Source organism: Falsirhodobacter sp. alg1, assembly GCF_000739715.2.
Taxonomy (GTDB): Bacteria; Pseudomonadota; Alphaproteobacteria; order Rhodobacterales; family Rhodobacteraceae; genus Falsirhodobacter.
Genome location: NZ_BBJC02000001.1, coordinates 453768 through 468052, shown reverse-complemented (window position 1 = coordinate 468052; position 14285 = coordinate 453768). Strand labels below are relative to the sequence as shown.

Annotated in this window: 14 protein-coding genes and 1 pseudogene; 6 read left to right on the top strand and 9 right to left on the bottom strand. The window is 62.4% G+C overall.

The annotated features are described in order from the left end of the window. Positions 1-53: 53 nt before the first annotated feature. Entirely contained in the window at positions 54-392 is a 339-nt protein-coding gene (locus TR36_RS02230; protein WP_045387823.1) for a P-II family nitrogen regulator, read from the top strand. A 37-nt stretch (positions 393-429) separates the two neighbouring features. Beyond that, a complete protein-coding gene (locus tag TR36_RS02225; protein ID WP_370553265.1) occupies positions 430-1749 on the top strand; it encodes an ammonium transporter in 1320 nt (439 codons plus the stop codon). 52 nt (positions 1750-1801) lie between these two features. Here TR36_RS02225 and TR36_RS02220 read toward each other — a convergent pair. The 4 genes and pseudogenes from TR36_RS02220 to dapA all read right to left on the bottom strand — a co-directional run bounded on the left by TR36_RS02220 (position 1802) and on the right by dapA (position 5238). Continuing rightward, a pseudogene (locus TR36_RS02220) lies at positions 1802-2976 on the bottom strand (aromatic amino acid transaminase). Continuing rightward, positions 2976-3818 (bottom strand): 3-mercaptopyruvate sulfurtransferase, encoded by an 843-nt coding sequence (sseA, locus tag TR36_RS02215; RefSeq protein ID WP_045387829.1) that lies wholly within the window; start codon positions 3816-3818, stop codon positions 2976-2978. The pseudogene TR36_RS02220 and the gene sseA overlap by 1 nt, the downstream one beginning before the upstream one ends. Positions 3819-3854: 36 nt before the next feature. Continuing rightward, positions 3855-4325, bottom strand: a complete 471-nt coding sequence (gene smpB / locus TR36_RS02210) for an SsrA-binding protein SmpB (RefSeq protein ID WP_153010466.1) — start codon at positions 4323-4325, stop codon at positions 3855-3857. Positions 4326-4362: 37 nt separating this feature from the next. Next, positions 4363-5238 (bottom strand): 4-hydroxy-tetrahydrodipicolinate synthase, encoded by an 876-nt coding sequence (dapA, locus tag TR36_RS02205; RefSeq protein WP_045388765.1) that lies wholly within the window; start codon positions 5236-5238, stop codon positions 4363-4365. A 134-nt stretch (positions 5239-5372) separates the two neighbouring features. Between dapA and TR36_RS02200 the strand changes: the two genes are divergently transcribed. Beyond that, positions 5373-7295 (top strand): lytic transglycosylase domain-containing protein, encoded by a 1923-nt coding sequence (locus tag TR36_RS02200; RefSeq protein ID WP_062762277.1) that lies wholly within the window; start codon positions 5373-5375, stop codon positions 7293-7295. Here the strand turns inward: TR36_RS02200 and TR36_RS02195 are convergent. Continuing rightward, positions 7273-8166, bottom strand: coding sequence for a DMT family transporter (locus TR36_RS02195; protein WP_045387837.1), 894 nt, complete (start codon positions 8164-8166; stop codon positions 7273-7275). The two genes, TR36_RS02200 and TR36_RS02195, sit on opposite strands and share 23 nt — an antisense overlap. Further along, complete coding sequence (gene mnmD / locus TR36_RS02190; protein WP_062762275.1) at positions 8163-8825, bottom strand: tRNA (5-methylaminomethyl-2-thiouridine)(34)-methyltransferase MnmD; 663 nt, start codon at positions 8823-8825, stop codon at positions 8163-8165. Before mnmD ends, TR36_RS02195 begins: the two co-directional genes overlap by 4 nt. A 99-nt stretch (positions 8826-8924) precedes the next feature. Between mnmD and TR36_RS02185 the strand changes: the two genes are divergently transcribed. Next, on the top strand, positions 8925-9953 hold the full coding sequence (locus TR36_RS02185; RefSeq protein WP_062762273.1) for an FAD-binding oxidoreductase: 1029 nt from the start codon (positions 8925-8927) through the stop codon (positions 9951-9953). Here TR36_RS02185 and TR36_RS02180 read toward each other — a convergent pair. From TR36_RS02180 to leuC, 3 genes are all read right to left on the bottom strand, one after another. After that, on the bottom strand, positions 9950-10948 hold the full coding sequence (locus TR36_RS02180) for an endonuclease/exonuclease/phosphatase family protein (protein ID WP_045388767.1): 999 nt from the start codon (positions 10946-10948) through the stop codon (positions 9950-9952). The genes TR36_RS02185 and TR36_RS02180 overlap by 4 nt on opposite strands. Positions 10949-11016: 68 nt before the next feature. Further along, positions 11017-11622 (bottom strand): 3-isopropylmalate dehydratase small subunit, encoded by a 606-nt coding sequence (gene leuD / locus TR36_RS02175; protein WP_045387846.1) that lies wholly within the window; start codon positions 11620-11622, stop codon positions 11017-11019. Further along, entirely contained in the window at positions 11622-13049 is a 1428-nt protein-coding gene (leuC, locus tag TR36_RS02170) for a 3-isopropylmalate dehydratase large subunit (protein ID WP_045387849.1), read from the bottom strand. The genes leuD and leuC overlap by 1 nt, the downstream gene beginning before the upstream one ends. Positions 13050-13444: 395 nt before the next feature. Between leuC and rsfS the strand changes: the two genes are divergently transcribed. Further along, positions 13445-13813, top strand: coding sequence for a ribosome silencing factor (rsfS, locus tag TR36_RS02165; RefSeq protein ID WP_045387852.1), 369 nt, complete (start codon positions 13445-13447; stop codon positions 13811-13813). After that, the gene (rlmH, locus tag TR36_RS02160; protein WP_082714815.1) at positions 13810-14283 is read left to right on the top strand and encodes a 23S rRNA (pseudouridine(1915)-N(3))-methyltransferase RlmH; all 474 of its coding nucleotides are present in this window, start codon (positions 13810-13812) and stop codon (positions 14281-14283) included. The genes rsfS and rlmH overlap by 4 nt, the downstream gene beginning before the upstream one ends. Positions 14284-14285 lie beyond the last annotated feature (2 nt).

Genomic DNA, 14285 nt, shown 5'->3' with positions numbered 1-14285 from the left:
CCGCCTTCTTTCTGCAGGGCCGGGAAAGGCCGCCACCGACGAGGGGATGCACTGTGAAACTTATCATTGCAGCGATCAAGCCGTTCAAGCTGGAGGAGGTCCGCGAAGCCCTGACCACCATCGGCGTGCGCGGCATGATGGTAACAGAAATTAAGGGCTTTGGCTCACAATCCGGCCACACGGAAATCTATCGCGGCGCCGAATATGCCGTGAATTTCGTACCGAAGGTTCGACTGGAAATTGTGGTATCGGACGCCTTGGCCGAACCTGTCGTAGAGACGATCCGCACCACAGCCAAAACCGACAAGATCGGTGACGGTAAAATCTTTGTGCTGGATGTCGAGAATGCGGTTCGTGTCCGGACGGGCGAAATCAACGACGACGCGCTCTGAACGCGCGCTAGGGGACATAGGGATAATGAAAAACTTGATGAAAACCGCAAGCCTCGGCGCGCTTGCAACGCTGGCCGCCCTGCCCGCGTTGGCCCAGGATGCGGTCGCGCCGGTTGAACCGATCATGGACAAGGGTGATGTCGCGTGGATGATGATGTCCACCGTTCTGGTCCTGTTCATGATCCTGCCGGGCGTCGCATTGTTCTATGGTGGCCTTGTACGGTCCAAAAACATGCTTTCGGTGCTGATGCAGTGCACCATGATCACCGCCCTGGTCATCGTGATCTGGGTAACATACGGCTATTCGTTCGCGTTCGGCGGCGGTGAAGGCCCGTTCTTCGGCGGCTTTGCCAAGATGTTCCTTGCGGGCGTCACGCCTGACAGCATGGCTGCCACATTCTCGGATGGTTACGTCATTCCGGAATATGTCTTCATCTGCTTCCAGATGACATTCGCCTGCATCACCCCCGCCCTGATCGTGGGTGCCTTTGCAGAGCGTGTGAAATTCGGCAGCCTGATCCTGTTCACCCTGCTGTGGGTAACCTTCATCTACTTCCCTGTCGCCCACATGGTCTGGGATGGAAACGGCCTGCTGTTCAACATGGGTGCGCTTGATTTTGCAGGCGGTACGGTTGTGCACATCAATGCCGGTATCGCCGGTCTGGTAGGCTGCCTGTTCCTTGGCAAACGTCTTGGCCTTGGCCGCGACATGATGGCGCCGCATTCGATGACACTGACCATGGTCGGCGCCTCGATGCTGTTCGTCGGCTGGTTCGGATTTAACGTCGGCTCCAACCTCGAAGCCAATGGCGGTGCCGCACTTGCCATGATCAACACCTTCACCGCCACTGCCGGCGCTGTTCTGGCATGGGCTGTCATCGAAACGGCAACCCGCGGCAAAGCTTCCATGCTGGGCGCCGTATCGGGCATGATCACCGGCCTGGTCGCCGTGACACCGGCCGCCGGTCTGATCGGTCCGATGGGCGCGATCGTTCTGGGCGCAATCGCCTCGGCCATCTGCTACTTCTTCGTGGCAACGGTGAAGAACAAGTTCGGCTATGACGACAGCCTTGATGTGTTCGGCATCCACGGGGTTGGCGGTATCGTCGGCGCGATCGGCACGGGGATCTTCACCTCCGCCTCGCTGGGCGGGATCGGATATGGCGAAGGCGTCACGATGGGCGGACAAGTCTGGACACAGATCCTCGCCGTGGCCGTCACGATCGTATGGTGCGGCATCGGAACGGCCATCCTGTTCAAGATCGTGGATATGGTCATGGGCCTGCGTGTTACCGCAGAGCAGGAGCGCGAAGGCCTCGACATCACATCGCATGGGGAAAGTGCCTACCACTCCTGAGTGCAGGGCATTTCCAGAACAGGGCGGAGCTTCGGCTCCGCCCTGTTTGCGTTCAGGCAGTCACCTCGGCAATGGCACGGGCCAGAACCGGCACCGTTGCCGTGGTCAGGCCCGCCACATTCATCCGGCTGTCACCCAGCATATAGATGCCATACCGCTCGCGCAGCGTATCGACTTGCGGCACCGTCAGCCCGAGGCGTGAGAACATGCCCCGATGCTCTGCCACGAACCCGAAGCGGTCCGTCCGGCACTCTGCGCGCAATGCCTGTGCAAGCGCCTCCCGCACGCTGATCATGCCTTGGCGGATGCCCTCCACCTCGGCCAGCCAATCCGCCCGCAGATCGGGAGATTGCAGCACCGTGGAGACCAATCGTGCCCCGTGATCCGGTGGAAAGGAATAGGCCAACCGGTTGAGGGAGGTCAGATTGGCCTGCACCACATCACGCTCGCCCCCGTGGCGATCAGGATCCCTGTCCGCTCACGATAAACACCGAAATTCTTGGAACATGAGGCCGCGATCAGCACCTCGGGCAGATGGGCAACCAGCCTGCGGGTCGCCAGCGCATCCTCTTCCATGCCATCGCCGAAACCCTGATAGGCCAAGTCGATCAAGGCCACGGCGCCCCGCTGCTCCAGAACCCGGGCAACCTGCATCCACTGGGCAGGCGTCAGATTGGCCCCTGTCGGATTATGGCAGCAGCCGTGCAGCAGAACGACATCCCCGCGCGCCACCTGCTCCAGATCCGCCAGCATCCCTTCGATATCCAGACCGCCGGTTTCGGCGTTGAAATAGCGGTACTCCCGGTGGGCCATTCCCATTCCGTCCAGCATTGCCGGATGGTTGGGCCATGTCGGTGCCGACAGCCAGACCGTCACGGTAGAAGATGTGCGCCGGACAAGCTCGAACGCCTGCCGCAGTGCACCGGTCCCGCCCGGCGTGGCCACTGCGGCCCCCATCAGGGAAAGCTCCACGTTCCCGAGAATCAGCTGCTGCATTTCCGCCAGAAAGGTCTGATCCCCCGTCATGGCGGTATAGACCTTCGTCTCCTCTACCTCCCAGATGCGGCGGGCGGCTTCACGCACTGCGCGCATCACCGGCGTCTGCCCCGAGGCATCACGGTACACGCCCACCCCGAGGTCGATTTTTTGCGTACGGGTATCGTCACGGAACATCTGCATCAGGCGCAGAATGCCGTCAGGGGCCTGCGGGCCCAGCTTTTCGAACATCACCCCTGCTCCAGCGGCAGCGAGGCATCGGCGCCCCATTCGGCCCATGATCCATCATAAAGCGCATGCCCCTGATGGCCCGCCCGCTCCAAGGCCAGAAACAGAACCGCAGCCGTGACCCCCGAACCGCAAGAGGTGATGATCGGACGCGTCAGATCCACCCCCGCCCCGGTAAACACCTGGCGCAACTGTTCCGGCGGCAGCATGGTCTTGGCCTCGGTCAGTACCGCGCCATAGGGCACATTTTTCGCACCCGGAATATGGCCTGCACGCAAACCTGCGCGGGGTTCGGGGGCATCCCCGCGAAAGCGGGCCGCCGCACGGGCATCGACAATCTGGGCTGAACCGGTGTCCAGCGTTGCCGCTACCTCGGCCTTGTTCCGCACCAGCGTGTTGTTTTGCGTGGCGGTATATTCGGCGGGGGCAATTTCGGGGGCTTCGGCACTGACGGGCAGGCACTCGGCGCGCCATTTCGGAAACCCGCCATCCAGCACGGCCACATTCTCGTGGCCCATCAGGCGGAACAGCCACCAGACCCGGGCCGCCGAAAACAGGCCAGCAGTGTCATATACCACCACCTGCTTACCGGTGCGGATACCGAAATCCTCCATCGCCTTTGCGAACAGCGCCGGCGGCGGAGCCATGTGCGAGGATTGGCCATCGGGATCGGAAATAGCATCCAGGTCGAAAAACCGGGCGCCGGGGATGTGCATCGCATCATACTCGGCGCGCGCATCGCGGTTTTCGGTGGGCAGATACCATGTGGCATCCAGCACGATGACTTCGGCCAGCCGTTCGGCAAGCCATGCGGTAGAAACAAGCGTCTTGGGATCGTCGGCCATGTTGGGGCACCTCCGGCCCCGATAGGTAACCGCCGGTCAGCCCTGCTTCAAGAGCCGCGCCTTCTGCCGGTCCCAATCCCGTTTGGCCGAGGTCTGCCGCTTGTCCGCGGCCTTCTTGCCCTTTGCCACGCCGATCTTGATCTTCACCATGCCGCGTTCGTTGAAATACATGCGCAAAGGCACAAGCGTCATGCCCTCGCGCTTGGTTGCATTCCACAGACGGGACATTTCCTTGCGGCTGACAAGCAGCTTGCGGCGGCGGCGCTCCTCATGCCCCCAGGTTTTGGCCTGAAGATAGGGCGCGATATAGCCGTTGATCAGCCACAGCTCACCGCCCTCGACGCTGGCATAGCTGTCGGCAATATTGGAACCGCCCTGACGAAGCGACTTCACCTCGGAACCGAGGAGCATGATCCCCGCCTCGATGTCATCCTCGATTGCGTAATCGAACCGCGCGCGGCGGTTCTCGGAAATCAGTTTGCTGTTGGGGTCGGATATTTTCATGATGGGAAACAGATAGGCGCGGGAAGGCCCCGCGTCCAGATCAGTTCAAAAGCCCCGCATGGCGAAGGGCCGCATCGATCCGCGCCTTGACCCCGTCGATCACCGGCAGGATCGGCAACCGCACCTCATCCCCGCACAGGCCCAGACGGGACATTGCGTATTTCGCCCCCGACAGGCCCGGCTCCAGGAAAATCGCCTCATGCAGGGGCATCAGGCGATCCTGATAGGTCAGCGCCTTGGCATAATCCCCGGCAAGGGTGGCCGCCTGGAATTCGGCGCACAACCGCGGCGCCACATTGGCCGTCACGGAAATACACCCGACACCGCCATGCGCGTTGAACCCAAGGGCGGTCGCATCCTCCCCCGACAGCTGCACGAAATCCTTGCCACAGGTGATGCGCTGCTGGCTGACACGCTCCAACCGGCCTGTTGCATCCTTGACGCCGATGATCCGCGGCAGTTTTGCAAGCTGGCCCATCGTGTCGGGGGTCATATCCACGACCGAGCGGGCGGGGATATTGTAGATGATGATCGGCAGATCACAGCTGTCATGCAATGCGGTGAAATGCGCGATCATGCCGGCCTGTGTCGGACGGTTGTAATAGGGGGTCACGATCAGCGCCGCATCCGCGCCCACTTCGGCCGCATGGCGGATCAGCTGGATGCCCTCGGTCGTGGAATTCGATCCGGCGCCGGCAATGACCGGCACGCGTCCGGCGGCGTATTTCACCACCTCGGCCACCACTGTCTGATGCTCTTCATGCGTCAGGGTCGGGCTTTCACCGGTTGTTCCAACGGGCACCAGACCGGAGGATCCCTCGGCAATATGCCAGTCGACCAGCTTCTTCAGCGTGTCCAGATCCAGGGCGCCGTTCTTGAACGGCGTCACGAGGGCAGGAATGGAACCCTTGATCATGGCGCAAACTCTCCGGATATCGGGCGGGATTCGCCCTGCTGCAAACCAGCCTTCCATACGCGCCTTGTCCTGCTTTGCCAAGCTGGCGCGCTTGTGTGTTGCCGCGCCGACGATGCTTTGACACACTCCGCCGCATGAAACCGATTGCCCTTGCCCTGTGCCTTGCCCTGACCGCCCCCCTGCCGCTTTGGGCACAAGATGCCGATAGCGGCCTTGCAGCGGCCCTGAAACTGGCGGCGACCCGCGATTGGTCGGGTGCCATCGCGGTGGCCGACGGGCAGATCGCCAAGGATATCATCGAATGGCAACGCCTGCGGGCGGGGGATGGAACACTTCAGGAATACGAGATGTTCCTTGCCCGCCGTGCCGATTGGCCCGGCCTTCCCCTGATGCACGAAAAGGGCGAGGCCACGCTGGCCACGACCACGGATGCCCAGCGCATCACGGATTATTTCCGGACCTATGCGCCGCAAACTGCAGAAGGGGCGATCACGCTGTCCCGCGCGTGGCTGGCACAGGGCCGCAACGATCTGGCCGAGCAGGTTGCCGTGCAAGCATGGGCCACCCTGTCATTCACCGAGGAACAGCAGGACGAAATTCTGCGGATGTATCCTTCGGCCTTGGCGGCGGGCAACATTGCGCGCACGGACCGCCTGCTGTGGGCGGGCGAACTGGACGAAGCTGCGCAGATGATCCCGCATCTGCCGTTCGAATGGCAGGCCCTGACCCGGGCACGCATTGCCTTGCGCAGTGGTGCCACTGGGGTCGATGATTTGATCAATGCCGTCCCCGACCTGTTCGCAACCGATCCGGGGCTGGTTTACGAACGTTTCGCCTGGCGCATCCGTGCAGGGCGCGACGCCGATGCCGCCGAACTGCTGGAACAGCAGGATGCCGACCCGAACGGGCTTGGCCAGCCCGAACGCTGGGCACGCTATCGCATTTATCTGGTACGAGAGCTGAAGGATTCGGACCCTGATCTGGCCTATAAACTGGCCAAGGAGCATCAGCTGACCGAGGGAGGCAGCTTTGCCGATCTGGAATTTCTAGCCGGCCATATCGCCCTGCGCCGTCTGAACAACCCCGCCTTGGCGCTGGAACATTTCAGCCATCTGGAAGAGGGCGTCAGCACAGAGATCAGCCTGTCGCGCGCCTATTACTGGAAGGGCCGCGCCTATGAAGCGATGGGCGATACGGCCGCCGCAACGCAAGAATTCGAGCGGGCCGCGGCGCAATCCTCGGCCTATTACGGGCTGCTGGCGGCCGAGCATCTGGGCCGACTGACAGATCCGGCATGGCTGGCACCGCCCCCCGCCTCCAACTGGCAGCGGGCAGGCTTTGCCAATTCCAGCGTCCTGAATGCGGCACAGCAATTGCTGGCGGCAGGGGATTTCCAGCTGGGCCGCAGGTTCATCCTGCATCTGGCGGAAACCCAAAGCGGCGATGATCTGGAAAGCCTTGCCGATATGGCACTGGAAATGGATGAGCCGAACATCGCCCTCAGCATCGCCAAACAGGCCGCCTATCGCGGGGTGATGCTGCATGGCGCTTATTATCCCACCCCGTCGATGGTGCCCGAGGGGCTGGCCGTGACACGGGCCTTCGCACTGGCTATCTCGCGCCGCGAATCCGAATTCGATCCGAAGGTCATCAGCCCTGCCGGTGCCCGCGGGTTGATGCAGTTGCTGCCCGGCACCGCCAGCCTGATGGCAGACAAGCTGGGCACACAGTATTCCGTGGCCCGTCTGACCGAGGAACCCGGATATAACGTGCGCCTTGGCGCTAGCTATCTGCAAAGGCTGGTAGAAGAGTTCGGCCCTTCGGTCGCGCTGGTGGCATCGGGGTATAACGCAGGGCCGGGACGCTCTCGTGCGTGGATCGAATCCCTTGGGGATCCGCGCGATCCGAATGTCGATATCGTGGATTGGGTAGAGGATATTCCCTACGGGGAAACGCGCACCTATGTGATGCGCGTCGTGGAATCTCTTGTGATCTATCGGGCCAAGCTGGCCGGCGTTCCCATTCCGGTGCGTGTCACGGACGAGCTACGGGGGTAGCGGCCTCCCCCTTGCGGCCGGCCCGCCACAGCGTGAACAACCCCGCGCTGACCACAATGGCTGCCCCGATGATCATGTTCAGCGTCAGCGTTTCCCCGATGAAAAGGACACCGATCCCCATGATCCAGACCAGCTGCAGGAATGAAAACGGCTGTACGGCACTGGCCTCGGCATAGTCATAGGCACGGATCACACACCAATGCCCTGCAACGCTGGTGCAGCACAGGGTCAGCATATACGGCCATGCATCAGGCGAAAGCGGCTCCCACGAGTGCAGGCCCAGTGCTGTCGTAACCACGGCCCCCGTGATCCCCGCCCAGAAAAAGCTGACCGCCGATCCGTCCTTGGCCGCGACATATCGTGTCAGCAGCGCATAAAGGGCAAATGAGAGCGCACCGAAAATCGGCAGGAACGACCATACCGACAGCACACCCGCGCCGGGATTCAGGATCACGAGGATTCCGACCGCGCCCACGGCCACTGCGGTCCAGCGGCGCCACCCCACATATTCCCCCAGGACCGGCCCCGACAGAGCCGCCACCATCAGCGGAAAGGACACCGCGATTGAATGGGACGCGACCAGCCCCAGCTTTACAAAGGAAAAGGTCATCAGAAAGATCTGGGAGATCAGCAGCAGACCGCGTACGAACTGGATCTTCGGGAAATGCGGACGCAATACGCGGCGTATTCCCCCCGGCGCCCGCATGGCGATGGCCACCACGAACAGCGCAAAGAACCAGTAGCGGATCATCAGCACGACGGAAATGTCGTTCCCCAGGGCCAACCGCCGCGTCACCGTATCCTGCAGCGCGAAGATGAATGTGGAGGCCACCATATAGGCGATCCCCCGTCCGGTTGATGAAAGTGTCATCCCCGCACCCCTGCTGTCATGTGCCGTTTGGTTCCGAAGCCCGTACGCCGCTCCACCGTGAAACCAGCCTCGGTCAATGCCCTGCGGACATGTCCCGCTGCGGTATAGGTCGCAAAGGTACCGCCCACATGCGTATGCGCCCCGACGGCGGCCATCATCGCCCCGTTCCACAATTCGGGGTTCTTGGCGGGGGAGAATCCGTCCAGAAACCATGCGTTGGCCATGCCCTGCCAAGCCGGCAGGGTCTGCTGTGCATCGCCTGTGATGATTTCGGCCTGCAGGTCTGGCAAGGTGATGTGCCGCGCGCCGCTGCCCCATTGTTCCACGATGGGGGCCGCCACATCCGCAACCTCGGGAAACGCGGACAGGGCCCGCGCCATTTCATCACCTGTCATCGGATAGGCCTCGAAGGAGGTGAAGCGCAGCGGTCCATCCATCCCGGCCGAACGCCACGCCAGCAATGCGGCCAGCAGGTTCAGCCCTGTCCCGAACCCCAGTTCGGCAATATGGAAACCCGGCACGAACCGTGCGGGCAGGTCATTTCCATCCAGAAACACATGCCGCGTTTCCGCCAACCCGCCCACAAGCGAGAAATAGGGATCATCGAACCGTGTCGAAACCGGAATTCCGCCATCCCGCCAATCAAGATCTGCCTGCATCTTGCCCCCCCTGTTCAGGCTTCTCTGCGCCTTCATCCGCCCAAGCGCAACACCCTGCGGCACCTTTCGTCCCTACGGAATCTGGCCTAGAAGGCAGGCATGAAACCAGATCTGATCATCCATGGCGCAGGTATTTTCGGACTGACCCTTGCATGGGAGGCCACCCTGCGCGGTGCCCGCGTGGTGGTGGCAGACCCCTACGGCATAGGGGCTGGTTCATCAGGCGGAATCGTCGGTGCCCTTGCCCCGCACGTGCCGGAAAACTGGAATGCGAAAAAGGCGTTCCAGCTGCAAAGCCTGCTGGCCGCAGAGGCGTTCTGGGCCAAGGTGGCTGCAACCTCGGGGCGCGATCCGGGCTATGCGCGAACCGGCCGCCTGCAGCCCTTGGCCGATGACGCCGCCGTGGATCTGGCCCGTGCCCGCACTTTGGGGGCCGAAAGCCTGTGGCAGGGCCGTGCTGTCTGGCGTGTACGAAAGGCATCCGGCGTCTGGTGCCCGCCCTCCCCCACGGGGCTGGTGGTGGAGGATACGCTAACCGGTCGCATCCACCCCCGTCTTGCCCTGAATGCCCTTGCGGCAGCCATACGCGAAAAGGGGGGCGTGATCGGTGCCGAGGCCCCAAGCACCGCGCCCACCGTATGGGCCACGGGCGCGGTCGGGCTGGAGGATCTGTCCCGCAGCCTTGGCCGGACCGTGGGCACCGGCATCAAGGGACAGGCCCTGCTGCTGGATCATGCCGCCCCCGAGGCGCCCCAGCTGTTTGTTGACGGTTTGCACATCGTGCCGCATGCCGATGGCACCACGGCCATCGGCTCCACCACCGAGCGGGATACGATCGATCTGATCACGGATGGCCAGTTGGATGGTCTGCTGGCCCGCGCGGTGGCCGCTGTGCCCATGCTCGCTGAAGCCAAGGTAATCGAGCGTTGGGCCGGTCTGCGCCCGCGGGCCCGCAGCCGCGCGCCGATGCTGGGCCCCTGGCCCGATCGCCCCGGCCATTTCGTCGCCAATGGCGGGTTCAAGATCGGGTTCGGCATGGCTCCCGGCATTGCCCGTGTCATGGCCGATCTGGTTCTGGAAGGGCGGGACACAATTCCGGACGGCTTTCGCGTCACGGACAACACCTAACGGATATCCATATCGACCCAGACCGGCACATGGCGCGAGGCGGCCTGCGCCGTTGCCGCAAGATCCCCCTCGGTCCCGGCCAATCCTGCCGTCATGACAGGTATTCCGGCGGATGGCAGAACATATTCCAGCCGCAACCCGCCGGTCCGGTCATAGACTGCGGTGTGCAAAGATGCGTCGCCCCGCCTGAAAGGATCGCGTACCGCACCGCGCGGCTGTGGGTCCTGCAGCATCGGATGGGCCAGAAGCCGCGCAATTCCATCCGGCAGCCCGTCACCATCCACCGGATCGGCATTCGCATCGCCCAGAATGACAAAGGGGGCCTCCGGCGAGGCGAAGGGCAAGCGCCCCTCGATCAGATCGATCCAGAAAACCGATTCGTCATGATTGCGGCGGCCATTCCGGTCTTCGGGGCCGTCGAACACCGGAGGGGTCGCGTGAAAAGCCAGCAGCCGGACAACCGCCCCTGACGGAAGCATCACCGGCACATCCCAATGGCCGGTCGTGGATAACCGCTGCACGGCCCTTGCCTCTGCCGTCATATCGGCAGGCAGCATGGCACTGGGCAGATCGACCCATAGCATTGCCGAGAAATCACGCGGCGCCCCCAGCGGAAAACGGGACAGCAAAGCCATGCCCCCATCCCCGGAAAAGAACCCGAAACCCTGTGCGTCCCCTGCGCCGCCCGAACGGCCATCGCCATCCATGTCCAGCCCCGTCGCCATGCCCGTATTGGGCCGCAGCGCCAGACTATGGGGATAGGGCACGGCAAGCGTCTGATTGAAGGCATTCAGCCCTGCCCCCTGCAAATCATAATCCACATCGGTCAGGAGGATCACATCCGCATCGGTCGCATCCACCATTGCCGCGGCGGCCAGCACCTGCGCATCCCGCCCGATGATATCCCGCAGCATCAGCCCCGGGCCCTTGCGCGACAGGTCGGTGTTATATGTGGCAATGCGGATCTGTTCTGCAAAAGCAGCCAGAGGGAACATCATCAGCAGAAACAGAAACACCCCGCGCATCGGCGGGGTGTATCGGATCGTGATTAATGAACGCTTAATCAGATCCAGGGGCGCGCGGTGGCCATCTGCTCCTCGAAGCCCCGGATTGAATCGGCCTTTTCCATGGTCAGGCCGATGTCATCCAACCCGTTCAGCAGACAGTGACGGCGGAAGGGGTCCAGTTCGAACGGAAACTCTGTTCCATCCGATGTCACGACCTTCATACCCTCCAGATCGATCGTCAGCCGAGCATTCGATCCGCGCCCGGCATCTTCCATCAGGGTATCCACGACGTCCTGCGGCAAGGCGATGGGCAGGATCCCGTTCTTGAAGCAGTTGTTGTAGAAGATGTCGGCAAAGCTGGTCGAAATCACGCAACGCACGCCAAAATCCAGCAGTGCCCATGGCGCATGTTCGCGCGATGAACCGCAGCCGAAGTTATCGCCCGCAATGATGATTTCGGCATTGCGATACGCCGGCTGGTTCAGCACGAATTCCGGCTTTTCCGTACCATCGGCTTCGTAGCGCAGCTCATCGAACAGGTTCTTGCCAAGGCCCGACCGTTTGATCGTCTTCAGGAACTGTTTGGGAATGATCATATCGGTATCGATATTGACCAGCGGCATGGGGGCCGCGACGCCCGTCAGTGTCGTGAACTTGTCCATCACACGCCCTCCGCCATCAGTTCGCGCACATCGGTCAGCCGTCCGGTGATCGCCGCTGCCGCCGCCATCGCGGGCGACATCAGATGCGTGCGTCCGCCCCGGCCCTGCCGCCCTTCGAAGTTGCGGTTGGATGTGGCGGCGCAACGATCCCCCGGATTCAGCTGATCGTCATTCATGCCAAGACACATTGAGCAGCCGGCCAGACGCCATTCGAATCCTGCATTCCTGAAGATGTCCGCAATCCCCTCGGCCTCGGCCTGCGCGCGCACCAGCCCTGATCCGGGCACCACCATCGCGCGGATACCCGGCGCAATGCTGCGCCCCTTCAGCACTGCGGCAGCGGCGCGCAGATCTTCGATCCGGCCATTGGTGCAGGACCCGATGAAGACCGTATTGATCGCGATCTGATCCAGTTTCTGCCCGGCCTGAAGCCCCATGTAATCCAGCGACCTTTGTGCCGCGGCCACCTTGCCCCCGGCAAAGCTGGCAGGCTCGGGCACGACACCCGTAATCGGCAGAACATCCTCGGGCGAGGTGCCCCATGTGACCACCGGCGCGATATCTTCGGCGCGGATGGTGATAACCTTGTCGAATTTGGCGCCATCATCTGTGAACAGCGTTTTCCAATAGGCCACAGCGGCATCCCACTGTTCCCCCTTCGGCGCATTCGGGCGGCCCTTGCAATAGGCAAAGGTGGTCTCGTCCGGGGCCACAAGCCCCGCACGCGCGCCGCCCTCGATCGCCATGTTGCAGACCGTCATCCGTCCTTCCATCGACAGTTCGCGGATGGCCTGACCGCAATATTCGATCACATGCCCGTTGCCTCCGGCGGTTCCGGTCAGCCCGATCACGGTCAGGGTGATATCCTTGGCCGTCACCCCCGGAGGAAGAGAACCCGTGATCTCCACCTTCATGTTCTTCGATTTCTTCTGGATCAGCGTTTGCGTGGCCAGAACATGCTCCACCTCGGAGGTGCCGATCCCATGCGCCAATGCGCCAAAGGCACCATGCGTGGCCGTGTGGCTGTCACCGCAGACGACGGTCATGCCGGGCAATGTCCACCCCTGCTCAGGCCCCACGATATGCACGATGCCCTGACGGATGTCGTCGATGGGGTAATAATGCACCCCTGCGGCACGCGCATTCGTATCAAGAGCGGCCACCTGGATGCGCCCCTCCTCGTTGTCGATGTGCTTTTCGCGGCCGGCAGTGGTCGGCACGTTGTGATCGGGCACGGCAATGGTCTTTTCCGGCGCGCGCACGTTGCGCCCGGTCATCCGCAGCCCTTCAAAGGCCTGCGGGCTGGTGACCTCATGCACCAGATGGCGGTCGATATAGAGAAGGCAGGTGCCGTCCTCATCTGTCTGGATGACGTGATCGTCCCAGATTTTGTCATAGAGCGTACGCGGTGTGTTCGGAGCGGTCATGGCTCGTCCTTACGAAGGATAGCTGTGAAAGGGGGTTCGGAAACGCGGCATCAGGGCAGCGAAATCGCCGCCCGCCGCATCAAAGCCGTGCTAGGACAGTGCGCGCAGCACCGAAGAACCGCGCCGGAAGGCGGGCATGATCGGTGATATTGAAATAAATGAACCCTTGCATGGGGTGATTCCTACCCTTTCTTGCGTTGCGTTTCAAGTGCGGCGCTAGCTCTCGACGTTCGGCAGGAAAGGGGCTATGGGGTGCGGCTTGCCTTGGCGCAGACGGCTTTCGGTGCTAGGCTTTGCCATGCGTCGGGTATCTGCGACGCGTACGACAGCTGGAGGACGATGTCCTGTCTCATTCTGATCCATCGACCGGCCTGCCGGTCGGAGAGCGCCCCGCAATGACCGGTGGCGATTCCAACCAAGACCTCAGCAAGGCACTGCTTGCGCGTGTCCTGCAATCGCTTGACGATGACAAGGCCGAAGAGATCGTTGAAATCGATCTGCGCGGTCGCTCCGACATGGCCGATTACATGGTCATCTGTTCGGGCCGTTCGTCCCGCCAGGTCGCTTCATTGGCCGAAAAGCTGACCGAGATGGTCAAGCGCGAATTCAACCGTGTTTCCAAGCTTGAGGGCAAGGATACCGGCGACTGGGTGCTGATCGACACGGGCGATGTCATCGTTCACGTGTTCCGCCCCGAAGTGCGCGAATTCTATCAGCTCGAAAAGATGTGGCTGCCTTCGGACCAGCAACCCGAAGAGCTTTGACACGCGTCCATCTGTGCGCTGTGGGGCGGCTCCGGCAAGGCCCCGAGCGGATGTTATTCGATGATTATGTCACCCGGTTCGACCGGACCGGGCGGGCGCTTGGCTTGGGCCCCTTGTCGGTCCATGAGGTCGAGGACAAGAAAAACGCAGGCCCCGAGGCCGAAGCCGAGCTTCTGTCCCGCGCCTTGCCGCAGGGTGCCGTCATCGTTGCGATGGATGAACGCGGCAAGACACCGAACAGCCCCGAATTTGCCGACCATCTGGCCCGTTGGCGCGATGCCGGTCGCGCGGATGTCGCCTTCGTGATCGGCGGCGCCGACGGGCTGACCCCTGCCCTGCGGGACAGGGCAGATATGTCCCTGTCATTCGGGCGCATGGTCTGGCCGCATATGCTGGTGCGGGTCATGCTGGCCGAACAGTTGTATCGCGCGGCCAGCATTCTGGCGGGTGCACCCTATCACAGGGCGTAACC

Excerpts from the sequence above, each read along its gene's own strand:
- TR36_RS02225 (WP_370553265.1), top strand. The coding sequence starts at position 430 with ATGAAAACCGCAAGCCTCGGCGCGCTTGCAACGCTGGCCGCCCTGCCC.
- sseA (WP_045387829.1), bottom strand. The coding sequence starts at position 3,818 with ATGGCCGACGATCCCAAGACGCTTGTTTCTACCGCATGGCTTGCCGAA.
- dapA (WP_045388765.1), bottom strand. The coding sequence starts at position 5,238 with ATGATCAAGGGTTCCATTCCTGCCCTCGTGACGCCGTTCAAGAACGGC.
- TR36_RS02200 (WP_062762277.1), top strand. The coding sequence starts at position 5,373 with ATGAAACCGATTGCCCTTGCCCTGTGCCTTGCCCTGACCGCCCCCCTG.
- TR36_RS02195 (WP_045387837.1), bottom strand. The coding sequence starts at position 8,166 with ATGACACTTTCATCAACCGGACGGGGGATCGCCTATATGGTGGCCTCC.
- mnmD (WP_062762275.1), bottom strand. The coding sequence starts at position 8,825 with ATGCAGGCAGATCTTGATTGGCGGGATGGCGGAATTCCGGTTTCGACA.
- TR36_RS02185 (WP_062762273.1), top strand. The coding sequence starts at position 8,925 with ATGAAACCAGATCTGATCATCCATGGCGCAGGTATTTTCGGACTGACC.
- TR36_RS02180 (WP_045388767.1), bottom strand. The coding sequence starts at position 10,948 with ATGTTCCCTCTGGCTGCTTTTGCAGAACAGATCCGCATTGCCACATAT.
- leuD (WP_045387846.1), bottom strand. The coding sequence starts at position 11,622 with ATGGACAAGTTCACGACACTGACGGGCGTCGCGGCCCCCATGCCGCTG.
- leuC (WP_045387849.1), bottom strand. The coding sequence starts at position 13,049 with ATGACCGCTCCGAACACACCGCGTACGCTCTATGACAAAATCTGGGAC.
- rsfS (WP_045387852.1), top strand. The coding sequence starts at position 13,445 with ATGACCGGTGGCGATTCCAACCAAGACCTCAGCAAGGCACTGCTTGCG.